Genomic DNA, 25525 nt, shown 5'->3' with positions numbered 1-25525 from the left:
TTTAACTAGGACGTGTCAGACGCTTCTCTCGAAAATGTCCCCACACATCAGCAATTCCTAAACCTAGAAGAAGAAGCCCGAGTGTGTGAAGAAATAAAATGAAAACAACATAAAAAATCGTACGTAAAAACGGCAACCGAAAACCTTGCACAAAAAACACGGCAACTGAAAATCCTTGCAGAAAAAAAAGGAGGCACAAACATAAAAGCACATTCAGAGCAATCACTTGAAGCCACGTGGCGTGAACTATATAAGTGTCGAGAAAAAAAGCAACCCCACCAGCGATAATGCCCCAAATAGCGATATCTGGAAGGCGATAACGAGAAAAACCTCGTAAAATCACAATTTGCTGATGGCGTGAGGTCATAAAAGAGCGACCCAGTAATGCATTCATCACCGTCGTGAGCATCGAAATGACGAAAAGCAGAGCTGGAGCCATATAAAATACAAACTGCGCAATTTCTTCGCGTCGTTCCTCCAGATAACGAAGTTGGATTTCATTATTTCCTGACACTTTTCCGGCTGCAATAAGTTGATCAAGAACTTGAAACAGAACGCTTCGAAGCTCATCAACAAGAGAAACCATTCCTGAGAAATGCATGAGCGCTGCAAAAACAATCGCAACGATCATCGAAGAGAAACAGGCAGTTCCAATCCAACGACTCAGGGAATATTTCTGCTCAACTCCAAAGGCGAGAACAATTCCAATCGTGGCAAAAAAGATATAATGTCCGAGCGCAAAAAAAAGAGAAGAGAGAGGAGTGTCGTGATGTGAAAGCAAAGGAAAAACAAAGTTCGTAAGGGAAAAAAGGGAAAGAAGTGCGCTGAGAAGAACCGAAGTTGCTGCCCCCTTTCCCTTGGTGAGAGCAACATAAAAAAGAGGAAGCGGCGTAAGCAATGTCAAAAGACCGCTCACGTAAAAAAGGACCGACAGGAATCCCCAGATCGCGGCTGCTCGAAGCTTCACACTCATAGGATTAATTCGTCTCGATCTGTGTCGCAGAAAATGGAATAAGCGCTAAGATACGTGCTCGCTTCACCGCAAACGTCACTTCACGTTGGTGTTTCGCACAATTTCCTGAAATGCGACATGGAATGAGTCGTCCACGTTCCGTCATAAAAGAAGAAAGCGCTTTGGCATCTTTATAATCAATCGGTATTTTTCGATCGATGCAAAAACGACAGGGACGTTTCTTGGTGATGAGGCGAGTTTTTTTCTTTTTTCCTCGAAAACTATTCATTCATCCTCCTCAGGTATTGAAGATTCAGGTTCAAATTGAAAATCGGTCGAAGTTTGCGGTGCCGACTCCCCTTCTCCACGCGCAATGATTTCAGCAGCACGCGCTTCAACGTCAATCTCGTCTTGTTTCAAGACCGTTAAAAAACGTAAAATCGTTTCATCGAGTCGCAACACGCGTTCAATTTGGGACACCACATCTCCTTGAGCCGCATAATCGAGACATGTATAAATTCCCTTTTTTGACTTTTGAATCGGATAGGCGAGTGTTCGCATCCCCATATCTCGAGCATAAAAGAGACGGCCTCCCTGTTTTTCAATGATGTCGTGAATCCGTTGATTGAGTGCCGCGACTTGCGTCTGTGAAAGTTCTGGACTGGCAATATAAACTGTTTCGTACTCTCTCATACAATCTCCTTATGGGTATCAAGGCTTCGGCTTATCCGAAACCAAGGAGTAGTTAGTGGTACTCTTGTTGCACAAAACTTAAACCCTTTTCAAGAAACATTGCAAGGGCCTTACTCGCTTTTTTTACTCCTGCCTCAATTTCCGGCTGCTCCTCAGGTAAAAAGGGGCTCAGAACATAATCTGCTGGGTCCCACTCTTTCCCTGGTCGACCAATTCCGAATCGGAGTCTACAAAATTCTTTGGTCCCAAGAGTCTCGATAATAGAGGCAACACCGTTATTCCCCGCTGGTCCACGGTTCGTCGCAAATCGAATGACGCCTCGTTCAATATCTAAATCGTCATGCACAACAACAATATCCTGAAGTGCAACACGATAAAAAGAAGCCGCTTCCCGAACACTCGCTCCAGAAAGATTCATAAATGTTTCTGGTTTTAACAAAAGGACTTCGTCCTTTCCTATTTTCTCCTTTGCAACTCTTCCCTTAAAATCTTTTTTCTGAAACGTCATTCCATGATCAGCAGCAAATTGATCGAGAATCCAAAATCCAACATTGTGACGCTGCAATGCATACTTCTTTCCTGGATTTCCAAGGCCAACGAAGAGCTTCACCCTTTTTTCTCAGCCTTTTCACCGCCAGCCTTGGCACCCTTCTCAGCTTCAGCAGATGGAGCAGCGCCTTCAGCCGGAGTTGCAGCAGCGCCTTCAACAGCAGCGACTGGCGCTGCAGCCACTTCTTCTTTCTGAGGAGCAACCACCGCGGCAATGGTGTAATTAGTCACATGAGGGAACTCAACTCCCTCAGGAAGCTTCACTTCATCAGCATGAACACTCTGACCAATTTTCAAATTGCTCACATCAACTTCAATGTGTTTTGGAATATTCGTGGGCAATACTCGAATATGAATCTTACGTCGCAATTGTTCAAGCACACCACCTTCATCTTTGACTCCAATAGGCAAGCCAATCAGATGAACGGGAACTTCAAGATCAAGTTTCTCGGTGAGATCAATCGCTTGAAAATCGAGATGCGTAAAATGACGTCGAATCACATCTGCTTGATAATCACGAATCAGCGCGGAAAATTTCTCTTTTCCATCGATCGTCAGATCAATGATCGCCGTTAAATCTGGAGAAGCTTTAGTCACTTTTTCGAAAGCGCGACCATGAACCGACAAAGCAACCGGTTCATTCTTTCTTCCATAAAGAACAGCAGGAATATTGCCAGCCGCTCTGATTTTACGTGCCACTCCTTTTCCAACAGCACGCGTTGTTGCTTCAAGGACAAGACGTTCCATACAAACCTCCAAAAAAAATTAAACAAAAAGCGAAGAAACGGAATCAGCATTGTGAATCCGTCGAATCGCTTCGCCGAGTAATTCGGCAACTGATAACACCTGAATCTTTTCACAGTGACGCGCATCGTCGCGCAGTAAAATCGTATCGGTCACAACCATCGACTTGATCAGTGACTCTGTCAAACGAGGAATCGCTGGGCCAGAAAAAACCGGATGCACACAGCATGCATGAATTTCTGTCGCACCCTTCTGCAAAAGAGCCTCTGCAGCTTTAATCATGGTTCCGGCTGTATCGACAATATCATCGACGATCACCGCTTTCATCCCCTTCACCTCGCCAATAATATTCATCACTTCGTTTTCATTTGGGCGCACCCGACGTTTATCAATGAGCGCCATGGGAGAGTTGAGCATCTTTGCAAACGAACGCGCCCGCTCTGCACCACCAGCATCGGGTGCAATCACCACAAAGTTGTCTGGAAATTGTTTCTTTAAATAATCAATCAAAACTGGCTTTGCAAAAAGATGATCGACTGGAATATTAAAGAAACCTTGAATTTGCCCTGCATGAAGATCCATCGTCAACACACGATGAGCTCCGGCTGCTGTAATGAGATCCGCAACAAGTTTGGAACTAATCGGTGTCCGTGGACTTACTTTTCGGTCTTGGCGCGCATATCCATAATAAGGAATGACAGCAGTAATACGATCTGCAGAAGCTCGTCGAAGCGCATCGATAATAATGAGAAGCTCCATCAAATGTTCGTTGACCGGAGGAGACGTTGGCTGAATGACAAAAACGTCGGCACCGCGAACATTATCATCAATCTCCACCCACGTTTCGCCATCACTAAAATGCGAAACTTTTCCTTCCGACAAACGCATCTTCAAAAAACGGGCAATCGCCTCTGCAAGAGGTCGATTTGCGTTTCCTGAAAACAACTTCAACGATGTGTTACTTCCAAAAAGGGACATAATATTCCTTCTTCGTTATGCTGGGGCGGGAGGATTCGAACCTCCGAATGCCAGGTCCAAAGCCTGGAGACTTACCGCTTGTCGACGCCCCAATCTGTCGGCTGGCGATAAAGCGCTATCTCCTTCGTTGTCATCGTCGACACAACCTGCGACGTACTTCTCAGTACGTCTCGGTTGGTCTCCTCTGACTGCCTCGGATCTAGCACTTTCTCACCAGTCTTCCACAAGTTTTAAGTAACCACTGTTTGTTTATAAGCTGCCAAAATTTTTTCAGTTATCGCGTCGCGAATGCGATCATCAATCGGATGAACAATGTCGCGAAACGTGCCATCTTTGCGTTGTTTTGAGGGCATGGCAATAAATAATCCTTTATGCCCTTCAATGACTTTTACATCTCGAATCACAAACGATCCATCAATCGTAATCGTTGCAAATGCTTTCAATTTTCCTTCATTCACCGGAAAAATATGAACATCGGTAATGTTCATGAAACACTTTCCGTTGCAAAAACCTGCCAGCGATGTTCCTGCAAAGCCCTCTTTTCAACCTGATCGCGCTGTTTTCGATCAGAAAAAAGTCCAAAAACGGTCGGCCCACTTCCCGACATCAACACCCCTTCTGCTCCAGATGTGACGAGATACGATTTCATCGTTTCGATTTCGGGATGAGCCGTGAGGGTCACTTTCTCCAAATCGTTCTGAAGAAAGGCTGTAACCTCTTCAAATCCTTTAAAAAGCCGCCGGAACCTATCATTCGACCATTTTGGTGTCAATTGGAAATGCCCCGAAGCTACACCTTCATCAAAGACTTGAAACATACGGTGAGTTGAAACGGAAAAACCTGGATTTAAAAGTAAGAGAAAAAGTTTTGGAAAATTTTGAATGATGTCCACTTTCTCTCCAATTCCTTCCACAAAAGCTGCTCCTTCATAGCAAAAAAAAGGGACATCGGCGCCCAGTTTAACACCAATCCGCGCAAGCTCATCGGAAATCATTCCGACATTCCATAGTTGATTCAGAGCTCGGAGAATTGCTGCGGCATCACTCGAGCCTCCCGCTAAACCTGCACCGAGAGGAATATTTTTCTGAAGATGAATGCGAACACCTTGCTTCGTCCCTATCATTTCGCAAAATGCTTTGGCCGCACGAACGACGAGATTTTTGTCGCCCTTCATCCCTTCATCTTGAGATCCTTCAATTTCAAATTCAATGCCTTGAGAAATTGTGCTCACCGTAATGCGATCTGACAAGGAAAGTTTGACCATCACCATCTGCAAGAGATGGTAACCATCATCACGTTGTCCAACAATTCGAAGATGTGTATTTATTTTTGCAGGAGCAGAAAGTGTCAGCGATTGCATGCACACGAGCTAGCATGTGGCTCACGAATGTCAACGTTTGAACTAACGGCCCAGCGCATCTGCTGGATTGATGATCGTGACTCCTGGGATACCATCAGAAAGATCTCCATGCGGACGACCGATCAAATGTCCTGGAGTCGTTGAAGTTCGAATATCCAATGTTGAACCCATATGCGCCACTGCCATCATATCAGTTGCAGAATCCACTGCCAGACGATGAGGATCGATACCGACCTTCTCACGAAGCATTGCCGTCAACGTCGATAAATTCAGAGCAATGACATAACCAGGAACTTTCTGACCTTCTCCTTGGCTTTCAATTAAAAAATCATTTCCATATGACATTATATGATCCAGAATTTTTCCCTGAACCCGAAGCTCTTCGTCAAGCCCTGAACCAGCAAGATAGACTGGATTTACAGCATACGTCGTCGTTGTTCCGGTTCCCGAAAATTGAACCTGTGAAAGCGTTGGAACGCTGTTATTTGATTGCGCATCAAGTGGCACAAGCGCTACATCTCCGTCGGCATCCATCTGAAGAGCATTTGGAGTATCAATAGACGTCCCAAGCAATGAAATACGTTGTTCTACTCCTTGCCGCGGATCGACACGTAAAAGACTTGATCCTCCGGTTGGAACTGCTTTTTTGCTCATCAGAACATACATCTTTTGTTCCGTTGTTCCTGGAAGAGGCCGAACTTGAATACTGGACCCATCGCGCTCAAGATTTTGCGGTGAGCTAAGCGCTATTGGTCCAACTCCACGGGTAAATGGGGGAACGTCATACATGTCAATTCCTGATGGATTCCCTCGCGGTCCCGGCGTCAAAATCCCGAATGGAATCAAAACCGATCCCCGAAAAGCGCTCATTGAAAATCCACTTGCAAGAATCCATCCCGTTTGATCCCCAGGTTCACCAGAGAGAGCATAACCACCCCAAGCAGCTAAGTTTTGCTCAAGAGCTGGGCCACCTCCGGAAATATGCAATGTCACTTCTGATGGTAATGGTTCTCCAGCGCGCTGACCTTGAAGCATTGATCCATTTTGAATCGCATTTGCCTCATTGTCTGTGATAAAAATTCTTGCTGGACCGGTTCCATCGACATCATTTGGGTCAAAACAGGCTGGGACACGTTGACCAGGGTCACATCTGGTCGGTTCTGTAATAAATATATTATTCGTATCGAATGAAAACCCTGACTGAGGCCGTGCATGTGTTCCGTTTCGAATAGGATCGGGAGGGATACGTGCTCCTTGTGTGGAACACAATATTCCTCGTCCTCCCGTGGAGACACATTTTTGAACAGCGTTACTCGGATTATCACGAACCACGAGAAGAGCACCTTGCACAAAAAGCATGACGGCAACTCGACTTTTGTCATTGATATCCCCGACAATAAAAGCATCAACAATAATACCGGGAAGATTTGGCTGCGGATCGCAAGGATCTCCCAAACCATTTCCATTCGTATCAATCTGTCGCTCATTCCAGTTACGAGGACAATTGTCTTCTTGGTTGAGAATACCGTCGTGATCAAAATCACATTGTCGAGGAAGCATTCCCGCGTCTGTAAAATGACGAGGATCGCATTCGATGCCACCATCAACCGGAGCTGCATCCATACCGGGAGTAGCATCTGCGTTAACACCGCCATCGGGTTGACCAGCATCTGGTGGCGGTGGTGGCATTGCATCTGGAAACACTCCGCTATCGGGTGATTCTGGAGCTGGAGTAACGATTTCATCACCGCATGAACATCCTGTGCTTGCCGTTCCCGCACCTATTACTATTTTAAAAGGTGCAAGAAGTCCTTTGGCATATGCTCGTCGAAACTCAGGATTTTCAAATGCTTCTCCTTGAGCAACATGGGCATTTCCAATATTTGCAAATCCTTGTTTCAACAATGTTGCCGCTTTTTGAAAAAATCCTGGTTGCTCTTCCTCTAATGATGGAGTTCTTGAAACCGCATTGCTTTGAGATGGGAGAGGAATGAAAATTCTCACATGACTTACGGTCACTTTACCGGAATCACCGACTGCAAACATAAAACCTCCGAAAACTTGCCTAACATGGGGAAAAAACTTTGTATAGACCTGCTTTGAGTGATTTATCGAACTTTCCCTCAAAAGGTTGCGAGATATATTTCAGCTCTAACCTCTCAAAAGTTCGGCACTTTTTTAAATCCACACAACTTGATCTCTTGCGGCTGCCCTGATAGAGGAAGAAAACTTATGTCATTCCCGCGAAAGCGGGAATCCCATGAAATTCAAGAGATCCCCGCCTACGCGAGGATGACAAACAAAGGATTCTCTATGCAAGAGCGAAAACCGGTCATCATCATGGGCGCCGCAGGACGCGACTTTCACAATTTCAATACTTTTTTTCGAAACAGTGAAAAACACAATGTCGTTGCTTTTACCGCCACCCAAATTCCCAAAATTGCGGATCGAGTCTATCCCCCCTCGCTTGCAGGATCACTCTACCCAAAAGGGATTCCGATTTATCCAGAAAAAGATCTCTCACGTTTGATTCGAGAACACCGCGTTGCCCAAGTTTATTTTTCGTACAGTGATGTCTCTCATGAATATGTCATGCAAAAAGGCTCAGAGGTGCTCGCTGCAGGTGCAAGTTTTACGTTGATCGCTCCACAAAAAACGCAAGTAAAAGCTCATATTCCCGTCGTTTCTGTCTGTGCCGTTCGCACCGGATCTGGCAAAAGCCAAACATCGCGTAAAGTTCTCACCACTCTCAAAGAGATGGGGAAACGTGTCGTCGCGATTCGTCACCCCATGCCTTATGGCGATCTGGAAAAGCAGGCCATGCAACGATTTGCGCTCTACAGCGATCTCGATAAATACGATTGCACGATTGAAGAACGAGAAGAGTTTGAACCCTATATTGATCAAGGACTCGTGATTTATGCTGGCATCGATTACGAACGGATCACCCGTGAAGCAGAAAAAGAGGCTGATGTGCTGGTGTGGGATGGGGGGAATAACGACACGCCGTTTCTCAATTCAGATCTTGAAATTGTGGTCGTGGATCCACTTCGTGCTGGTCATGAGCGAACGTATCATCCAGGAGAAACAAATTTTCTGACGGCTGATGTCATTGTCATTAATAAATATCATGAAGCCAGTGTCGAACAACTTGATCTCGTCATGAACAATATCAAACAATTCAATGCAGACGCAAAGGTGATCAAAGGGGATTCCAAAATCGTAGTCGACGATCCCGAAGAAATTCGGGGCGCTCGTGTTCTCTGCATTGAAGATGGTCCAACCGTCACTCATGGCGGCATGGGCTTTGGCGCCGCGGTTGTTGCTGCTGGTCGCTACGGCGCTGCGGAAATCGTCGACCCACGAACCTATGCTGTTGGTTCTATTCGCGAGGCGTACATTAAATATCCAAACCTCGAAAAAGTAATTCCAGCGCTCGGGTACTACGAGAAACAACTTCGCGATCTTGAAACATCGATCAACAATACCCCTTGCGACATGGTGCTCAACGGAAGTCCGATCGATTTGCTGCGCGTGATCAAACTGAAAAAACCTTGTTTGCGGGTGCGATATGAAATCGAAGAAATCGGTGAGCCAACTCTGCGGTCTGTCATTGAGCCTGTTATTTCATCATAAACAATTGAGGATGTTCTAAATTTTTGAAATAAATGGCTTCAGGGGCTGCGCCCTTTCCTGACCAAAGGCAGCGATCGCTTCCTTGAGTTCGCGGTGATCCTCTGCATAGACTTCCAGTGGAATCTTTTCGACAATAGCGTCCCACGCTTGATGCAAACTTTGGGCTCCTGCTTCAGGTCCTGAAGGATGCGCGAAAACACCGCGACCACATCCAAACCCAAAATCGATATTGCGCATCTTTTCAGAGACAGATTGAAGCGTCCCCGCCCAATCACTTCCTGCCGGCATTGGAAGTGAACGTTTCACATGACCAAAGCTTTCAACACACGCATCAACATTATCTAAGACCTCTTCCTCTTCCGTAAACATGCGCGCACCAAAACCAGGCATGATAATGAGATCGCACCCGCAAAGCCTCTGAAGCTTTGTGATCACGACACTCGACACTCCAAAAAACGGGAGACGAGAGAAAGCAGCGGTAAAGACAAAGTGGCCAACGACAGGGACCGCCGCATGTCGAGCAAGCATGCGAACAGCTGAGAGTCCGATCGTCATGCAGTTCACCATGACAGCATTTGCTCCTTCTCGAACTGCGATATCGTGGAGCTTACAGAGACGATCAACTTCGTCTGTGATATTGGCAAGATACATCTTCGATGTTCCTGTTTTTTCCTCAGCTTCTTTCCGCTTTCTTCCCACAAGACGACAACGCGTCTCTAATGGAGACCACTCAGCATCGCCGAGCATTTCATCATCCTTGGCAATATCCAGACCGCCAAGCCACGACGAATAAGCGACCTCTGAAAATTCCTCGGGAGTAAGACCGATATTTGGTTTCACCACTCCCAAAAAAAGAGGACGGTGATAAATATTAAGGAAGCCCCGTAATCCATCAATCCCAAAACGGGGCCCAGAAAAATGTTGGAGATAACTTTCTGGAAATTCAATATCGAGAAGTTTCAAAGATGTAATTCCAGAACAAAAAAACGGCCCTTCCCCTGCAACTGCCGTCAAAAGATTTGGAAGTCCATCTTCAAAATTCAATCGAGGATAGGCAATGCGAACAAGGCATCGCGTAAAAGAATCTCCCTTTGAAAACGACGACCGAAACGACGGGCCTGCGGCCTTTTCTAGGATCTCTAAGTGCACCACTTTTGCAGCATGCTTTAATCGAAGATCGCGGTTTTGATTCTTCCATGTCCACTGCGCGGTCGACATCTCCGCACAGAGCGATGCTGCTTGTATTTGAGGATCTAGTTTTGTTTCAAACCAATAGGTGAGAAAAAAATAGTCTTCTTTGTGAAGATCATCTTCGTCGGCAAAAAAACTTTTGATATCGTCAGGTGTCATGTTTTTATTTCCGAACCAAACTGACTTCGCATTTTCTCTCGGGGTACAGACGCTGCGGTTCTGCTCCTCGCGTCTTCTGTTTCCGTCGGCGCGATCTTTTAGATTTGCATCGACGCGCCTCAGTCAAAGGCCCCCTGCGAGAAAATCCTTGTCAGTTTGGTCCACGGTCTCGATTCACTTACGCCTCTCAATAATATAATGTGCGAGAAGCCTGAGGGGTTCTGCACGCTCATCAAAAGTTTCAAGAGCACCGATTGCATCATCTACAAGTTTTTTTGCTTTTGCGCGTGCACCTTCAAGACCAAAAATAGAGGGATACGTCGCCTTTGCGTTACTCACATCACTTCTCACATCTTTTCCAATCTCTTCTTCAGTCCCTTCGAGATCGAGAATGTCATCCGCAATTTGAAAAGCGAGCCCAATGGCTTCGCCATATTTCTGAAGCGCATTGAGATGCAATGACGAAGCGCCAGAAAGTTTTGCGCCAACAACAACAGAAACCGTTAAAAGTTTTCCTGTTTTATGACGATGGATCGCTTCCACACTCTGTTCAGAAATCTCGTGACCTGTGGCTTCCATGTCGATCACTTGACCGCCGGTCATCCCACGCGCGCCTGATGCGATGGCGATATCGTGAATGACTTCCATAAAACGATCTGCAGGAATGGAATCTTTTCTCTTCGTCATCATCAAAAAAGCTTCCGCCAAAAGTGCATCGCCCGCTAAGATTGCAACCGCTTCACCAAAAACTTTGTGATTGGTCGGTTTCCCACGACGAAGATCATCGTCATCCATCGCCGGCAAATCATCATGAATAAGAGAAAAAGTATGAATCATCTCGAGAGCAACAGCGATCGGTAAAACATTTTCGAGACTCCCTCCCACCGCTTCAGCTCCCGCAAGCGTCAGAATCGGACGAAGACGCTTTCCGCCAGCTTCAAGGCTATAGGTCATAGCTTGACGAAGAGTTTTCGGGATTTCCGAATCTTTCAGGGAACGAGTAAGCTCAGCTTCAATCAATGATTTTCGTTCTTGAAGATAGGAGGTGAGATCCATGTTGCACTCAAACATTTTCAGATTCAAAAGGGAGCGTTTTTTCTCCACCTGACGCGGTGACGATCAATTTCTCAATGGTCCCTTTGGCTTCTTCGAGCTTGGTTTCGCATGCGCGAGCAAGAGAAATCCCTTTTTCAAAGTGAGCCAGCGAATCATCAAGAGTCAACTCTCCGCTCTCAAGTTTTCGTACAATGCCTTCAAGCTCTGTCAGTAAATGTTCAAAGGGAGTGTTTTCTTTTTTGGCGCTCATGCTCTCCCCCTACTATAGGGTCGTGAGGCCGTCAAAAGCATTTTCTTGATAAAACAAAGTGGGACACATATGTATGACACCCTCAACGAAAGGATCGGATATGACTACTGGAGCAGAACGACGAAAGTATGCGCGGCTCGACCTTGCTTTAGGCATCGGCTATCGCGTCATCGGCAAAGCCAGAGACACCAACGATGACGATCCCATTGCTGCCATGAGTAGTGACATCAGTTTAGGCGGACTGCGCCTTATGACTCCGGCTCCTCTCGATAACGGAACCATGCTTGAAATCGAAATTGAACTCAAAGAAGGCGAACCTCCGATTCGCGCTGAAGCAGAAGTGATGTGGCAGACAAAAATATCAAACATCAGTTACGAAACCGGAGTGATGATTAAAGAAATGCCCAACAGCGATAAAAGCAGATTCATGTCGTTCGTGTTTGATCAAATGGCAAAGATGGTGACCTCACCGATGAATGGTTAATCTTCATAAAATAGAATTTGCCTCAGTTATTGAGAACCGCTACTATAATGATGCAAATTGGAGGTACTATGCATCAAACCATCAAAGCTTTTATTCATCGTGAAAATGGACATTATATTGCTGAATGCCATGAAATTGCGGTGGTCACCCAAGGGAAAACTATCGATGAAGTGGTTTCAAATCTTCAAGAAGCGGTTGCTCTTCATTTGGAAGGTGAAAATCTGGCTGAATTTAATTTAGCGCCGCATCCAACTCTCCTCGTTACCATCGAACTGGAACCAATCCCACATGCCGCCTAAGTTGAAGCATGTCTCTACAAAAGAACTTATCACTATTTTTCAAAAATTTGATTTTGAAATCCATTAGACTTCTTGCATAACCTCAATAGAATCCAGCCTATAAAGTTTTTGTTTTCAAAGAGATACACTTGGATGTCATCGCGAGCGAAGCGTGGCGATCTCCCGAGTAAACAGAGGAGATTGCCACGCCCTTCGGGCTCGCAATGACAACGAGTGTCACCCAGGGTTACGCAAGAGGTCTATTCTCAAAAAGGAAGTCATATCAAGTTACGACGTGTTACTGCTCAGCAAGAGAAACAAACTTTAACAATTCCGAACCACAAAGAAATCGCATCAGGAACATTGCGAGCCATTTTTCGACAAGCATGTCGGTATATTTCTGAAGCAGAATTGCGATCGTATTTTTTTACAAAATAATTTTTTGTGGTTTTACTTCGTGCTCTTTACCACCGCAACAAGCTTTCCCTCATGCAGTAAAATATCGAGCTCTTCGTTGATCGTTACTTCTTGAGTCGATTTTACGGAAGCTTTGCTCCCTCTTTTCTGAACAACTGCATATCCTTTTGATAAGACGGCAAGTGGCGAGAGATGATTGAGGTTCGAGAGAAGTTTGAGAAAATGTTGACGACAGCGATCCATTTTATTTTCCATGGCATATGATGCTCGGCTACGAAAACCATCAATACGCAGAAGAAGATCGGGAAAGCGCTGAGACGGATCCTTGAGTCTTCGTTGCATTTCCTGCACAGACTTCAAACGACTCGTGAGTGTTTGTTGTAATGCCAGCATCAGTTGACGTTTCCGTTCGATGAGAAGTCCCTGTAACTCTGCTTTCACCGGAACAATCATCTCTGCTGCAGCGGATGGAGTTGCAGCTCGGACATCCGCCACAAAGTCCGCAATCGTAAAATCGATTTCGTGACCGACCGCGGAAATAATCGGAATGCGAGAAGCAAAAATCGCACGCGCTACTGGCTCTTCATTAAAGGCCCACAAGTCTTCAAGCGATCCACCACCGCGGCCGACGATAAGGACATCAAGATCATCACGCTGATTCATCCGATGAATTGCCTGCGCAATCTCTAACGCTGCACCCTCTCCTTGAACTTTGACAGGAGAGAGTAAAATACTGATACCTGGGAAGCGTCGTGTCATCACATGGATGATGTCGCGAATCGCAGCGCCGGTTGGTGAGGTGATCACCCCGACTTTTTTCGGAAGAAAAGGAATCGGTTTTTTACGCTCTTTGGCAAAGAGTCCTTCTTCGTGCAATTTTTTCTTCAGCTGCTCAAACGCAAGCTGAAGCGCACCAACTCCTTTAGGTTCAATCTGATCAATAATGATCGAATAACTTCCGCGCGGAGGATAGACATTGACTCGTCCATGACAAATCACTTCGAGTCCATCTTCGAGCTGAAACGTCAGTTTCAAACTGGAAGCGTTAAACATGATCGCATTGATTTGGCTTCCTTCATCTTTCAATCCAAAATACCAGTGACGACTCGTGCGATTATTGCGAAAGTTTGTCACTTCTCCAACAATCCAAATATCGGTAAATGTCCCTTCGAGAATTTCGCGAATGTTTGTGGTGAGTTCTGTAATGCTGAGAATTGGTGGCGACTGTTTTGTAGGGGCGCACGGCTGTGCGCCCAAGGGCGAACGCCGTTCGCCCCTACTTTCTTCAGATTGGATATCAAAATTGAACGTATTTTGTTCGGCAGTCACTGCGAAACCATTTCAGGTTTCGACTCTTGGGTCAAGGGACGACAGCGTGGAGTTCGCTGGCGATCAGCTTCAGATGCGCGGACCACAGCTCTCTCACGCGCATAGACATTTCTTCGTGCAGATTCTCCCCCGTGGACCATCTTACGACCAGTTGCATTATCAATCTTGCCATCAACGGAACCACCAAGTTGCGCTGCAATAGCGCCGATCACGATTGTCTGCGTCGCGCGAACGACACCTGCTTCGGATTGAATATCAACCGTGACATCCACCAAAGCACGAAAATCAGAGTTAAATTTATAATTTGCACTGTGATAAGTTGTAAATTTATGATCCTTTCCAAGGACGGTACATGTTCGCAGCATATAATTTGCAGAAACAATATTTTGAATCGAAGCATTGCAACTGACCGATTGCGGATCATAATTGAAGGCAACGTCCACTTCTTGATAGGCAGCGCGTCCAGAAGAACAAATATTCTGATCTACGACGCTACATGGAATAGATTCATCACCATCAAGATCAGTAAAACTCTCAATCAACTGTAAATTCTGAATCAGCGCATATGTCTCGGCCGCATGTGCATCAAGAGCAAATAAAAATGTGGCAGGGCTTCCTTTATCGGCGATATCATAGAACTCGGAACGATTGAGAATATAAAGATAGAATGGATTCTGTTCTATATTCTCAAACTGTTTTGGAAGCGGATGGGCCTTAATCCCTTCATTGATGGCGATCAAACCAAATTTTCTTGCCTGCGCTGCCGTCAACTCTTCACCTCGAGCTTCTTTACGAAGTGCTTCATGATCTGCACGTGCTCCTCCATATGTACTTCTCTCAGAACCTGACTTACATTGCAGATTTGGAATACTGATAGCAACCGCATGTTCAATGTTTTCAGATGTCAGAAGCAAGCGGACAAGATCATTGCGAAATTGTTCACTGCGAATAAACAGCATGAAAAAACTTCTCTCGACTCCCCATTGAATGGGATCAAATGCTTTTTCTTGAATACGTGCGAGCTGGTGATCGTCTACCGTGCAGCTATAGGTGTCTCCGTAAATAGAACAGTTCACATCTGGGGGAGGACGTGTGTTTTCTGGTGAAGTTGTTGGTCCAACATGCGCAAGAAGAACGTCCTCTGTTGTTGATGGAGTTTCGTTTAGCAGCACTGAAGCAAGAAATGTTGTGCAGTGTCCCAGTGTCATAATTGAGATATCATCCTGAACGAAGTGAAGGATCTCGTGCACGGGATCCTTCGTTACACTCAGGATGACATTTATGATATTTTCTAAAAAAGAGATCAGTCCAACACAAGCCGCAGTGCAGCATTACCAATAACTAACTGTCAGTTATTGGTAAGAACTGCGTTTACGTCGGATAAGAAAATAAACGAAGAGAGCAAGCGAGAGATAACCGATCCAATCTCCAAACATCATATAGAATGTCTTTCCTTTGAGAAGCGGAACGCGATGAATGAGCAATGCAGGCTGATACTGTTCTGTACGCGCAACGATTTTTCCGGTCGGATCGACAAACGCACTAATGCCCGTATTGGTCGATCGCACAAGCGCTCGCCGCTGTTCCACCGATCGAAAGGTCGCAAGCGCTAAATGAATCATCGGTTCGCGCGTATCTCCAAACCAACTGTCATTGGTGAGATTCACAAACAGATCTGGTGCATATTTCATTCCACGTCGAACGAGACGCGGAAGAATGTCTTCGTAACAAATACTCATTCCAAACGAAATGCCGTTCCAGACAATCGGCATATCAGAATCACCTGGTTCAAAGCGTCCTGTATTCGGAATCCACTCATAGAGAATCGGGAAACGAGTCCCCAATGGAATGTAATCCCCAAAGGCCAGCAATTTTTGTTTGCGATAGATACCTGCAATGGAACGATCAGCATTCATCAAAACCGCTGCATTATATTCATGATGCTTCACTTTTGTCTGGCGCTCCACGTGGGCGCCAAAAAGAAGCGGCGTCTGAATGCCTTCAAAAAGTCCTTCTGGAATTTTTTTCTCTTCTTCACGAAGTGAAGGATCGAGCAGTGCTGTCTCAGGCCAAACCATGAGGCTTACGCCTCTCTCCTGCAAATGATGCGACATCGACAGATAACGATGATACGCGCCTTGCGGATCATCGAACCGTTCTTTCATGCCGATGTTCGTTTGCGCCATCCCCACTGATAATGTTGGAGCTGCTGCAATCTCTTTCTGAATCATGGGAAGGCGAAAATAACCATAACCAAGAACAACGCTTACGATTCCAAACGCGATGACAAGAGGTTTCCACAGAAATTTTTTCGTACGAAAAAAATGTTGAAGAAAAAGAAAGATCGCTGCATTTACCAGCGCCAGAACCGCGGACAAACCGAGGATGCCGGTAATATCAGCAATCTGAATGAAAGGGATCCATTCAAACTGCGAGTTCCCAAAATATGAAGGGAAAAGTTGCGGCCACAAAAATTCTGAAGCAACCCATGCAACCGGTACTAAAAAAAGTAATGACTGTTGAGTCATTCCCGCGAAAGCGGGAATCTCATGAGATCCCTGCCTGCGCAGGGATGACATATCAGGCTTTGTAGAATGTCGTCTCATCCACGACAAGAAGAGGGCGAAAGCCCCGAATTGAAGAGATTGCTCAAGACAGAGAAGAAGATGCACAAAAGACGAGGCCGCGAGATTCAATTCGCCAAAAACGCGTAAGGTGTGGAGAATCCAGTAATACGCAATCATGTGCGCTGTGAGACCCGCAAGCCAACCCAGAAGAAGAGATGTTTTGGGAGTTTTCTTTTCGAGTGCAAAAAGCAGTGGAACCAGAGCAAACCATGAAAGAGCAGGATGAAGAAAACCGGCAAATCCGAGCCAGAACAGAATTCCGGAAGCAATGGCAAGCATGTATGACTTCATCATTTTCTTTCTTCTAATACTTTTCGCACTTTGTCATCGTCAGCTGATCTGCTTTTCAACAGATCATATTCTCGATTCACGCGCGCGCGGCTCATCTTAATGCCATACGACGCAAATATTTTTTTCACCTCTTCAAATTTTTCTTCGATCGAATTGCGAACTGAAGTAAATCCGAGCTGCGCGGCTTTGACAGAATGTCGTAACGAAAAAGGATTGAGCATAAAAAAATCGACGTCATCTGGTCGCGGTTCGATGAGAATGATATCTCCCTTAAAAGAGGGGTCGCGTTCAAACTGTTTCAACGCCATGCGAAGCCGCGCATGAAAAGCGGCGCGAAAGATTTGATTGAGCACACCGAAAATTCCCCCTGCAGCGAGATCTCCTTTGTAAGTTCGTCGCTTATGCGCATCGACAAATTGCTCGCGTTCATAAGGTCGAAACGGATTGTAACAAACGAGAAGCTGCGCTCCTTTTCTGATCGCAATGTCGATATCTGCTGTCTCTTGAACTCCGCCGTCAACATAATCTATCCCACGAATCGAGGCAGGACGATAAAATCCCGGCATAGCAGTTGACGCCATCACCGCTTCAGAAATCGTGGCAGAGGTATTTTCACCAGGACCAAAAATGACGCGCTTCGCTCCATCGAGCGTCATGGCACAAATATAGAGACGCTTCCCTGTCATCTGAGCGGCAACATTAAAATCATTGGTCAGACCATTTCGTTCGATGTTCGTGCGTATGTAGTGTTCAATGGGACGATTATCAAAAAGTCCCGAAGGCAAAAGATCGACAAATGACGTCAGACTCAAGGGACCGAGCACGTCCGATAAAGGACTGAGCATATCATCGTACCTTTGAAGGGAAGGAGCTTGAAGAAACAGCAGCAAATTTTTTGGGAAGGCTGTCACAAGAGAAGGATGTTGCAGGACCCGCAACATTCGTGTCGGAATCCAACTCGCTGCTTTGAGAAAAAAGCGAATGGGACGACCGATAAATTCATCTATATTCGGACGATAATAGTGCCATCCTCTCAACTGCGTGAAATGTTTTGACGTCCCATCGAGACTTCGCAGAATCGAATGCGGCGGGATCCCGCCCATCAGCGGCGCTGCTAAAAGACTTCCGGAACTGATGCCGACATACAGATCGAAATCGGTCACTTGAAATCCAACCAGATAATCATTCAATGCTTTAAGCCCACCCGCTTTAAACGAGCCACCCGTAACAGCTCCACCAGCAAGAATAAGCGCCTTGGTTGCTTTCGGTTTCTTTTTTTGCAGATCACTTTTTTGGACAATCGTAATTCCCACTTACAATCCTCCTCCTAAACCTCTGATCCGAAAGGTTGCCTGTTTCAATTTTGGATTCAGGGCTAACGCCCTTTCATATTCATCTTTTGCTTTTCCCATGTCCCCTCTTTTTTCTTCAATGACTCCGAGCCAATAATGCGCAAAAGATTTCCATTCATCGGTCGCTCTCAATTCTAAAAAATGACGAAGATGCTGTTCAGCTTCAGAAAGAAGCGCCGGCTTCTCCTGAAAGAGAAGACTGATCGCCACAAAATAGATCCCTTTTGCATACGAAGCATCGACGACAAGTGTTTTACGAAATTCCTCTTCAGCTTTTTTATACTGTTGCATCGCCAAAGAGGTTCTCCCCAAAAAAGAACGAAGGAGAAGATTGTGAGGATATTGTGTGAGAAAGTCTGAAAAAATTTTCACCGCTTCTGGATATCGTTTCTCTTCAAGAGCAATCGTTCCAAGATTAATGCCCGCAAGCTCTCTCGTCATCCATCCCTTGTTCTGCGCATTCTGGACAAGCGCTTCTCCTTCCTTCCGTCGATCTGAAATAAATGGGATGAACGGAAGACGATCCGCAAAAACACTTTTCCAATAGAGGTACATTCCGATTCCAAAATCAGCATCGTGAAAATTTGGATACTCACGTTTCAAGCGACGAAAAATTTGTTGGGATTTTGTTCCGAGAAAGTAAGCAGAGATCCATCGTTCATGTCGCGCCTGCGCAAATCCAAGAAGTCCATAAAAAGATGCTGCAAGCATAAGCTCCTGAGCAGAAGGTTGATAACGTTGCATGACAAACGCGACTGCTTTCTCCCCCTGCTTAGATACAACTTTAAAAGCTTCTTCAAGTTCAAAACTTTCTGTTTCCAACATTTTGATTTGAAAAGAAGCCATTTCTCCAAAATATCCTGCAGGAGAATTTGGGAATTCTTTTTTGAGGGATGCAAAAATGCGGAGAGCATCATCATAGTGTCGTCGCAAAAGATATTCTTGCCCTTTGAGAAGTTGGTCCACAATGACCTTATCCCTCTTATCGGAAATGGACTGAACTGGTCGGGGGAGAGCAACGAACAAAAGGAGAGGGATAAACTTAAAGAAAGATCTCATTATTTTATTCTTTCTCATTGCAATTGAAGGGATTTTTCTTTATAAACATATTTAAGAAACCCCATGACATTTCAAAAAAATCCCGATCTTTGCTTTTACACCCAACGTCCTGAACTCGCTGAAGGAATACGAAAAACACTCCAGCACATGTACCCCCAAAGTTCTCTCAAAGTCATGGGAAAAGCGGAAGAATTTCAAGTGGAAAAAAGTGATGTCTATCTGATCGACACGCTCGCATCTCCCAACGGACACTTGGAACATCTTTTGGATCTTCTTGCAGAAATGCCGGTGCTTCTCATTGTCCCTTCCCTTGCGGCAAGTCATCCCTATCGCGAGTTCATCACGGGCAGGCGAGAAATGATCACGGTCGAGGACCTCGGTTCTATGGCCATGATGAATGCCATCCACCATCTCGTCGAACGTCAACAACTTCATGAGCAACTCATCAAAACAGCGCATCGGATGAAAGAAATGTCGATTCGAGATGAACTGACGCATCTTCTCAATCATCGTCATTTTCATGATATCTTGCAGCAAGAAGTTAAAAAAGCGAATCGATATCGTCGTCCCCTTTCAATAGCAATGATTGAACTCAAACACTTTGAAGAAGTGAAAAAGAAACTGGGGCATCACCAAAGTGAAGAACTTCTGAGGAAAGGAGCGCAGCTCCTTGAAAAAACGGTGCGAGATGTCGACACTCTCTCTCGTTATAGCGATCATCTCTTTGCCGTTATTTTCCCTGAATCCGATGAAGAGGCCGCTGTTCGCGCATCGAAACGAATTATCGCTGCATTTTCGGGCGAAGCGCATCTCGTGATCAGCATTGGTGTTGCCGAACTCGGACAAAAAGAGACGATTGAAGAACTGATTGCGAAATCCACAGAGGCTTTAAAAATTGCCCGACGCGATCAAACTCATTCATTGTGCACCCTCAGCGATCTTCTTCAGTGTCAAAAAACGCTCTCCGAAAACCGTCAACTCCTCTCTTCGCTCAAAGAGGAGGCTCAAAAAATAAGCCAAGAAGCCATGCAAAAATATTTTCATGCGCTGATCACGGCTTTAAGCGAAATTCCTCTTCAGCGCCAACTTCTCGTGGCACATGCAGAACGTGTCTCTTTCTTTGCAGAACGTCTTGCCGCAAAAATTGGGGTCTCTCCTCAAGAGCTTGGAGTGATTCATCGCGCTGGTCTCTTGCATGATATCGGCAAACTTCTTTTAAGTTCAGACCTCATTGCAAAAAAAGATCCGATTAGTTCTGCAGAACGACAGCTTCTTCATCAGCACCCACTCTTTGCAGCAGAAATTCTTCAAGATATTCCCTTTTTGGAAAAAGAACGGGAAGCGATTAAACATCATCATGAACGATTTGATGGAAATGGCTATCCAGATTCTCTCCATGGAGATGAAATTCCGAAAAGTGCACGCATTCTTGCCATTGCCGAAAGCTGGGATGCCATGACCTCTCCTCAACCTTACCGCGAAACACCTCTAAGTCTGGATAAAGCGCTTGAAGAGCTCTCTCAGGGAAGTGGAACACAATTTGATCCTGAACTCGCGGGAGTCTTTCAAACGCTCATCACAGGAGAGTAATAGAGCCGTTTAACTTTCAACGAGGATATTGTCATCCCCGCGCAGGCGGGGATCCAGAAAGGCTAAATATCTGGATTCCTGCTTTCGCAGGAATGACATCGTACTTATTAAAAGTTAATTTACTATAGATGCATTTGATTGACACTTACGGTGAAACTAACGTACTTTTTTATTCTATGGCCCGAAATGATCGCAATGGATTTGATTTTGCTCGTGAGATCTGGGGCATTTTGTTTCTTGCTCTCGGTCTTTTTTTTACCCTGAGCCTTGCTTCGTATAGTCCGACCGATCCCGCACTCAACTCTGCAACAAATGTAGAACAGATTGGGAACCTCTGTGGCATTATCGGAGCGTATGTTGCCGATATTCTCCTGACACTTATCGGCGTCAGTAGTTACATCACCGCAGCTCTTTTCTTTCTCCTTTCCTTTCTTCAATTTTTTGGAAAGACGATCTCTTTTCGGCTGCGCGATATTCTTTTTGCTTCGCTGCTGATCGCTTTTGTCAGCACGTTTTTCCATTTGCGATTTGAAACCATCAATATGGGGAGGTATGCCATTGCCGGCGGAGGCATTGTTGGCGGGCTTCTGGGGCAAACTCTCATTTCGTATGTAAATCGCCCAGGCGCGTATATTGTTTCCAGCGCTCTTATTCTTCTCTTTTTTCTTCTCACCACTCAACTCACGATCAGCGCCTTATTTCTCAATCTTCATCGAGCGCTTCTCTGGTGCACCGTTGGTCTTTGGCATGGACTCGTCACTCTTGGCGATCATCTTCCAGACATAGGAAGAATCGCCGTTCAAGGTCTTCGCCGAACCGGAACGCTTGCCATGATTCCCTTTCAAGGCTTGATCGATCTCATTGGCCGTCATGCGCCGATGGATGAAGACGAAGAAGATGGAGCTCACACGCCGGTGCGCATTGAGCGACCGACACATCATGGGCTGGAAGAGGATGAAGAACCAGATGATGACGAAGAGGATGAAGATCTCGATGAAGATGACGACGAGGAAGAGGACAATGAAGAAGAGGATGAAGATCTCGATGAAGAGGAAGATGATGAAACCGAAGGGAATGGGAAAGATCATAACGATGAACATCAAGCAGGCGGTCCAAAAATTTCAAAGCGCCCTGACCTGAAAAAGAAAATTATTTCTGATAGCCAACTTAAATTTTTGCAGATGAACATGGAGGGATATGATCCTCCACCTCTGTCGCTGCTCGACACCAAAGAGGGACCCAAAGCGGAAATCGATGAGACATCGCTTAAAAAAAATTCTCTTCTTTTAGAAAAAAAATTAACCGACTTTGAAGTCCGCGGTCGGGTGACGGCCATTCATCCAGGCCCTGTGATTACGATGTATGAATTTGAACCGGCTCCGGGCATGAAAGTAAATAAAGTGGTCAATCTCGAAGATGATCTTTCGCTCGCTCTTGGTGGGCGAAGTGTTCGTATTATTCCTCATCTTCCGGGAAAAGCTGCTGTCGGCATCGAAGTTCCCAACCACGAACGTGAAATTGTCTGGCTCAAAAATATTATTGCCTCAACCTTTTTTCAACGATCCTCTAACAAAATTCCTTTGGCGCTTGGAACCAACACCGAAGGAAAACCGGTAGTGTTGGATCTCACTCGCATGCCCCATATTCTTATCGCTGGCGCTACGGGGGCTGGGAAAAGTGTTGCCATCAACACGATGATCATGAGTCTTCTCTATAAAATGAGTCCTGAAGATTGCCGTCTTTTGCTGATTGATCCGAAAATGTTAGAGCTTTCAGTCTACGAAGGAATTCCACATCTCCTCCTTCCTGTCGTGACCAAACCAAAACAAGCGATCTCTGCCATGCGTTGGGCTACGAAAGAGATGGAGCGTCGTTATCGCTTGATGGCTGACTCTGGCACACGCAACATCGCCGGTTATAATGAAAAGATGAAAAAGAAACAGATCAAGATCGTCTCTCTTGAAAAAGCTGAAGAACTGACAAGCATTGATCCTGAAGCCATTGCTCACACCGGCGTCATTCCTTATATTGTGATTATTATTGATGAGCTTGCAGATCTTATGATGACTTCATCGCAAGAGATGGAAGAGACCATCACTCGCCTTGCACAGATGGCGCGCGCTGCCGGTATTCATTTAATTTTGGCAACACAGCGCCCTTCGGTGGATGTGGTCACGGGTCTTATCAAAGCAAACTTTCCTGCGCGCATGGCGTTTAAAGTGACGGCTCGCCACGACTCGCGCACGATTCTCGACTCCATGGGAGCAGAGCAGTTACTTGGCGCTGGCGACATGCTTTTTATGTCCCCGACGGGAGGAACCATTACGCGCCATCATGGTTGTTTGGTTACCGAGAGTGAAATCGCGCGTGTAGTGACGCATCTGAAGCAGCAAGGAAAACCGATATATGACGAATCGATTCTCACCTACGCTGATCGTCAAAAGGAAATCGAAGACGAAGAATTCACCGAAGAAGATGACGAACTCTATGATCGCGCCGTACAAATCGTCACTGACACGCGTCAGGCTTCGATTTCCATGATCCAACGGCGAATGCGCATTGGATATAATCGAGCTGCGCGCATGATCGAGCGGATGCAATCAGAAGGAATCGTCGGCCCGCCCGATGGCAGTAAGCCTCGCGAAGTCATTGGTCAAAGAATGGAAAAGTAATGGCAGCAGACGTTGACGAGAATGTCATTCCTGCGAAAGCAGGAATCCAGCTTTTTATGAGCTTTTCTGGATTCCCGCCTTCGCGGGAATGACAAAAAGCATATGCAAAATATTCTAAAAAATTTTCTCTTTTTCTTTCTTCTTGTTTCTTCCGCATCTGCCAATACACTCAAAGAAAAGATTCAAACGGTTGAACAACGCTATCAAAGTATTACTTCGCTCTCTGCTCATTTCACGCAACAAACTTATGTTGAGCTTTTGGAAAAAACAATCGAACGCAAAGGAAAACTCGACTACAAGAAAGATGGCAAAATCCGCATCGAATATTTTTCTCCTTCTCCCAAAATCTATATTACGTCCGGTAATATGCTTTGGGTCTATGTTCCAGGAGAACCTGAGAGCCTCATGGAGCAAGAACTCTCTGATGACATCGTTCCCAAAGAGGCACTTTCATTCCTTGGGGGTTTTGGAAAACTGACCAAAGAATTTCGGGCTGCGCTCTCTTCTGAGTTCAAGAATCAACTGAAAGAACCAGGAAGATTTGCTCTGCATTTGACGCCACACTCAAAGAAAAGTCCTTATCATTCGCTTGATGCTCTTTTCACGGATGAAGGTCTGATGAAACAGCTTATCTTGAACAATAAATCAGGAAATAAAACTGTTTATTTTTTTTCAAATATCGTGACGAATAAAAAGTTGGATGAAACATTCTTTTCACGTCCGTAGAGCCTGTTCACGTCGCACAACTTCTTTCCCATTGTGCCGATAATAAAAACATATGACACACGGGTTTCAAAAAAGAGCACTCTCTGCGATTGGCCTCGATGGCAAAATCATCAAGAATGATGAGTTCTTACGAAATACTGGCATCGAAGTTCTGGATACAGAAGCGGGCGCGTTTGATGTTCCTGATAATACCGATATTTATTATGATCATCGCACTGCAATGCGCCTCTCTTTTGAAGACGCTCTCCGAACATTTTCAGAACGAACAAACCTCGAGGCACAGTATCTGATCAATTATCCGAATGCTTCTTCGCGGATTCATCGCCGTTTTCATGACATCCGAAAAAGTGTTGTCGAACAGTCGCAGGACGCCATTGATCTTGCGATTTTTAAAACACTGAAAGACATAGACACTCATGCCGATGGTTGGTTTATTATCGAACAACTGGGAAGTGATGGACAAGCAACATATGTCCATTTGATCACAACGGCTGCTGAACATCTCTCCGCTGCAATTCGAAAATCAGCAGGTCGACCATTCCGATCGGAACATCAATTTGTAAAAATCACCGCTGATATTAATATTGATAACTTCGTTCTTGAGGAGCCGAAAAAAGCACAGTTCAAAGCTGATCTTGAAAAATATCTTACAGAAAATCTAGCCGCGCTTTTACGCTTGCGATTTCAAAACCTTGTTGCGATCGGTTTTGTGACGTTTATCACCCAAGATCCAATACCACCCCGACCGGTAACCACGATGACGATTACAAATACAGCCCGGCTTCGGATATCGAACTCTCTCGATGCACATCTCGCTCAAAAATATGGCCATTGGGTGTTACTCCACAGTGAAAAAGGAGAACCATTTCACAAGATTCGCAAAGAACTCGGGGACAAAGCTCTCTTAGGTACAAAAAATGCGAAACAATTTCATACAAAAATGCAACACGCCATTAACTTCCTTGAAAGGGTACTCGCTGCAAAAGCAAATCGAAATAGTGATGCAGAGAAACTGGAACAAGACTTTTTTGATACTTACGGAGGAGGAATACAAGAAGGAATATGGGAATGTGCCAAAGCTAGTTGAAATTGGATAAAGAAAAGCGGTTCCGAACCTGGTAGAGGTGAGTTT

The 25525-nt window shown here is 45.3% G+C and carries 24 protein-coding genes, 1 tRNA gene and 1 pseudogene; 8 read left to right on the top strand and 18 right to left on the bottom strand.

Features of this window, described 5'->3' with window-relative positions; translation table 11 throughout:
- Position 1: 1 nt before the first annotated feature.
- From A3C46_07945 to A3C46_07900, 10 genes are all read right to left on the bottom strand, one after another.
- A complete protein-coding gene (locus tag A3C46_07945) occupies positions 2–973 on the bottom strand; it encodes a hypothetical protein (protein OGQ22665.1) in 972 nt (323 codons plus the stop codon).
- A gap of 4 nt (positions 974–977) precedes the next feature.
- Positions 978–1241, bottom strand: a complete 264-nt coding sequence (locus tag A3C46_07940; GenBank protein OGQ22664.1) for a 30S ribosomal protein S18 — start codon at positions 1239–1241, stop codon at positions 978–980.
- A complete protein-coding gene (locus tag A3C46_07935; GenBank protein OGQ22663.1) occupies positions 1238–1645 on the bottom strand; it encodes a 30S ribosomal protein S6 in 408 nt (135 codons plus the stop codon). Before A3C46_07935 ends, A3C46_07940 begins: the two co-directional genes overlap by 4 nt.
- A gap of 52 nt (positions 1646–1697) precedes the next feature.
- On the bottom strand, positions 1698–2255 hold the full coding sequence (locus A3C46_07930) for an aminoacyl-tRNA hydrolase (protein OGQ22662.1): 558 nt from the start codon (positions 2253–2255) through the stop codon (positions 1698–1700).
- Positions 2252–2941 (bottom strand): hypothetical protein, encoded by a 690-nt coding sequence (locus tag A3C46_07925; protein OGQ22661.1) that lies wholly within the window; start codon positions 2939–2941, stop codon positions 2252–2254. Before A3C46_07925 ends, A3C46_07930 begins: the two co-directional genes overlap by 4 nt.
- A gap of 18 nt (positions 2942–2959) precedes the next feature.
- A complete protein-coding gene (locus A3C46_07920; protein OGQ22660.1) occupies positions 2960–3916 on the bottom strand; it encodes a phosphoribosylpyrophosphate synthetase in 957 nt (318 codons plus the stop codon).
- Positions 3917–3936: 20 nt separating this feature from the next.
- Positions 3937–4008 (bottom strand) — tRNA-Gln (locus A3C46_07915).
- Positions 4009–4146: 138 nt separating this feature from the next.
- Complete coding sequence (locus A3C46_07910; protein ID OGQ22659.1) at positions 4147–4404, bottom strand: septation protein SpoVG; 258 nt, start codon at positions 4402–4404, stop codon at positions 4147–4149.
- A complete protein-coding gene (locus A3C46_07905) occupies positions 4401–5276 on the bottom strand; it encodes a 4-(cytidine 5'-diphospho)-2-C-methyl-D-erythritol kinase (GenBank protein ID OGQ22658.1) in 876 nt (291 codons plus the stop codon). Before A3C46_07905 ends, A3C46_07910 begins: the two co-directional genes overlap by 4 nt.
- Before the next feature lie 42 nt (positions 5277–5318).
- Positions 5319–7322: a hypothetical protein gene (locus A3C46_07900; protein ID OGQ22657.1), complete on the bottom strand. Its 2004-nt coding sequence runs from the start codon at positions 7320–7322 to the stop codon at positions 5319–5321.
- 246 nt (positions 7323–7568) lie between these two features.
- On the opposite strand from A3C46_07900, the gene A3C46_07895 reads away from it, so the two are divergent.
- Positions 7569–8912: a GTPase gene (locus tag A3C46_07895; protein OGQ22692.1), complete on the top strand. Its 1344-nt coding sequence runs from the start codon at positions 7569–7571 to the stop codon at positions 8910–8912.
- A 15-nt stretch (positions 8913–8927) separates the two neighbouring features.
- Here A3C46_07895 and A3C46_07890 read toward each other — a convergent pair whose 3' ends face one another.
- The 3 genes from A3C46_07890 to A3C46_07880 form a co-directional block, all read right to left on the bottom strand.
- Positions 8928–10262, bottom strand: coding sequence for a ribulose 1,5-bisphosphate carboxylase (locus A3C46_07890; protein OGQ22656.1), 1335 nt, complete (start codon positions 10260–10262; stop codon positions 8928–8930).
- A gap of 174 nt (positions 10263–10436) precedes the next feature.
- Positions 10437–11318: a polyprenyl synthetase gene (locus A3C46_07885; GenBank protein OGQ22691.1), complete on the bottom strand. Its 882-nt coding sequence runs from the start codon at positions 11316–11318 to the stop codon at positions 10437–10439.
- Between the two features lie 7 nt (positions 11319–11325).
- Positions 11326–11568 (bottom strand): exodeoxyribonuclease VII small subunit, encoded by a 243-nt coding sequence (locus A3C46_07880; GenBank protein OGQ22655.1) that lies wholly within the window; start codon positions 11566–11568, stop codon positions 11326–11328.
- A 100-nt stretch (positions 11569–11668) separates the two neighbouring features.
- Between A3C46_07880 and A3C46_07875 the strand changes: the two genes are divergently transcribed.
- The 3 genes and pseudogenes from A3C46_07875 to A3C46_07865 all read left to right on the top strand — a co-directional run bounded on the left by A3C46_07875 (position 11669) and on the right by A3C46_07865 (position 12768).
- A complete protein-coding gene (locus A3C46_07875; GenBank protein ID OGQ22654.1) occupies positions 11669–12052 on the top strand; it encodes a hypothetical protein in 384 nt (127 codons plus the stop codon).
- A 68-nt stretch (positions 12053–12120) separates the two neighbouring features.
- Complete coding sequence (locus A3C46_07870) at positions 12121–12351, top strand: hypothetical protein (GenBank protein OGQ22653.1); 231 nt, start codon at positions 12121–12123, stop codon at positions 12349–12351.
- Positions 12352–12483: 132 nt separating this feature from the next.
- Positions 12484–12768: pseudogene (locus tag A3C46_07865) on the top strand (hypothetical protein).
- Positions 12769–12780: 12 nt separating this feature from the next.
- Here the strand turns inward: A3C46_07865 and A3C46_07860 are convergent.
- The 5 genes from A3C46_07860 to A3C46_07840 form a co-directional block, all read right to left on the bottom strand.
- Entirely contained in the window at positions 12781–14004 is a 1224-nt protein-coding gene (locus tag A3C46_07860; GenBank protein OGQ22690.1) for a hypothetical protein, read from the bottom strand.
- Between the two features lie 68 nt (positions 14005–14072).
- Positions 14073–15326: a hypothetical protein gene (locus tag A3C46_07855; GenBank protein ID OGQ22652.1), complete on the bottom strand. Its 1254-nt coding sequence runs from the start codon at positions 15324–15326 to the stop codon at positions 14073–14075.
- Positions 15327–15428: 102 nt separating this feature from the next.
- Positions 15429–16997 carry an apolipoprotein N-acyltransferase gene (locus A3C46_07850; protein OGQ22651.1) on the bottom strand — a complete coding sequence of 523 codons (1569 nt, stop codon included), beginning with the start codon at positions 16995–16997 and terminating at the stop codon, positions 15429–15431.
- Positions 16994–18307, bottom strand: coding sequence for a hypothetical protein (locus A3C46_07845; GenBank protein OGQ22650.1), 1314 nt, complete (start codon positions 18305–18307; stop codon positions 16994–16996). Before A3C46_07845 ends, A3C46_07850 begins: the two co-directional genes overlap by 4 nt.
- Positions 18308–19405, bottom strand: coding sequence for a hypothetical protein (locus A3C46_07840; protein OGQ22649.1), 1098 nt, complete (start codon positions 19403–19405; stop codon positions 18308–18310).
- A 63-nt stretch (positions 19406–19468) separates the two neighbouring features.
- On the opposite strand from A3C46_07840, the gene A3C46_07835 reads away from it, so the two are divergent.
- From A3C46_07835 to A3C46_07820, 4 genes are all read left to right on the top strand, one after another.
- Complete coding sequence (locus A3C46_07835; GenBank protein OGQ22648.1) at positions 19469–20995, top strand: hypothetical protein; 1527 nt, start codon at positions 19469–19471, stop codon at positions 20993–20995.
- Between the two features lie 176 nt (positions 20996–21171).
- Positions 21172–23667 carry a hypothetical protein gene (locus A3C46_07830; GenBank protein ID OGQ22647.1) on the top strand — a complete coding sequence of 832 codons (2496 nt, stop codon included), beginning with the start codon at positions 21172–21174 and terminating at the stop codon, positions 23665–23667.
- 102 nt (positions 23668–23769) lie between these two features.
- Positions 23770–24393: a hypothetical protein gene (locus tag A3C46_07825; GenBank protein ID OGQ22646.1), complete on the top strand. Its 624-nt coding sequence runs from the start codon at positions 23770–23772 to the stop codon at positions 24391–24393.
- 52 nt (positions 24394–24445) lie between these two features.
- Positions 24446–25480: a hypothetical protein gene (locus A3C46_07820; protein OGQ22645.1), complete on the top strand. Its 1035-nt coding sequence runs from the start codon at positions 24446–24448 to the stop codon at positions 25478–25480.
- Positions 25481–25525: the final 45 nt, after the last annotated feature.

This window comes from Deltaproteobacteria bacterium RIFCSPHIGHO2_02_FULL_44_16 (assembly GCA_001798185.1).
Classification (GTDB): domain Bacteria; phylum UBA10199; class UBA10199; order 2-02-FULL-44-16; family 2-02-FULL-44-16; genus 2-02-FULL-44-16.
This window is presented reverse-complemented; position numbering and strand designations above follow the sequence as displayed.

Excerpts from the sequence above, each read along its gene's own strand:
- A3C46_07900 (OGQ22657.1), bottom strand. The coding sequence starts at position 7,322 with ATGTTTGCAGTCGGTGATTCCGGTAAAGTGACCGTAAGTCATGTGAGA.
- A3C46_07905 (OGQ22658.1), bottom strand. The coding sequence starts at position 5,276 with ATGCAATCGCTGACACTTTCTGCTCCTGCAAAAATAAATACACATCTT.
- A3C46_07890 (OGQ22656.1), bottom strand. The coding sequence starts at position 10,262 with ATGACACCTGACGATATCAAAAGTTTTTTTGCCGACGAAGATGATCTT.
- A3C46_07885 (OGQ22691.1), bottom strand. The coding sequence starts at position 11,318 with ATGGATCTCACCTCCTATCTTCAAGAACGAAAATCATTGATTGAAGCT.
- A3C46_07820 (OGQ22645.1), top strand. The coding sequence starts at position 24,446 with ATGACACACGGGTTTCAAAAAAGAGCACTCTCTGCGATTGGCCTCGAT.
- A3C46_07940 (OGQ22664.1), bottom strand. The coding sequence starts at position 1,241 with ATGAATAGTTTTCGAGGAAAAAAGAAAAAAACTCGCCTCATCACCAAG.
- A3C46_07875 (OGQ22654.1), top strand. The coding sequence starts at position 11,669 with ATGACTACTGGAGCAGAACGACGAAAGTATGCGCGGCTCGACCTTGCT.
- A3C46_07835 (OGQ22648.1), top strand. The coding sequence starts at position 19,469 with ATGACATTTCAAAAAAATCCCGATCTTTGCTTTTACACCCAACGTCCT.
- A3C46_07920 (OGQ22660.1), bottom strand. The coding sequence starts at position 3,916 with ATGTCCCTTTTTGGAAGTAACACATCGTTGAAGTTGTTTTCAGGAAAC.
- A3C46_07895 (OGQ22692.1), top strand. The coding sequence starts at position 7,569 with ATGACAAACAAAGGATTCTCTATGCAAGAGCGAAAACCGGTCATCATC.
- A3C46_07935 (OGQ22663.1), bottom strand. The coding sequence starts at position 1,645 with ATGAGAGAGTACGAAACAGTTTATATTGCCAGTCCAGAACTTTCACAG.
- A3C46_07945 (OGQ22665.1), bottom strand. The coding sequence starts at position 973 with ATGAGTGTGAAGCTTCGAGCAGCCGCGATCTGGGGATTCCTGTCGGTC.
- A3C46_07825 (OGQ22646.1), top strand. The coding sequence starts at position 23,770 with ATGCAAAATATTCTAAAAAATTTTCTCTTTTTCTTTCTTCTTGTTTCT.
- A3C46_07870 (OGQ22653.1), top strand. The coding sequence starts at position 12,121 with ATGCATCAAACCATCAAAGCTTTTATTCATCGTGAAAATGGACATTAT.
- A3C46_07840 (OGQ22649.1), bottom strand. The coding sequence starts at position 19,405 with ATGAGATCTTTCTTTAAGTTTATCCCTCTCCTTTTGTTCGTTGCTCTC.
- A3C46_07910 (OGQ22659.1), bottom strand. The coding sequence starts at position 4,404 with ATGAACATTACCGATGTTCATATTTTTCCGGTGAATGAAGGAAAATTG.
- A3C46_07880 (OGQ22655.1), bottom strand. The coding sequence starts at position 11,568 with ATGAGCGCCAAAAAAGAAAACACTCCCTTTGAACATTTACTGACAGAG.
- A3C46_07925 (OGQ22661.1), bottom strand. The coding sequence starts at position 2,941 with ATGGAACGTCTTGTCCTTGAAGCAACAACGCGTGCTGTTGGAAAAGGA.
- A3C46_07850 (OGQ22651.1), bottom strand. The coding sequence starts at position 16,997 with ATGATGAAGTCATACATGCTTGCCATTGCTTCCGGAATTCTGTTCTGG.
- A3C46_07830 (OGQ22647.1), top strand. The coding sequence starts at position 21,172 with ATGGCCCGAAATGATCGCAATGGATTTGATTTTGCTCGTGAGATCTGG.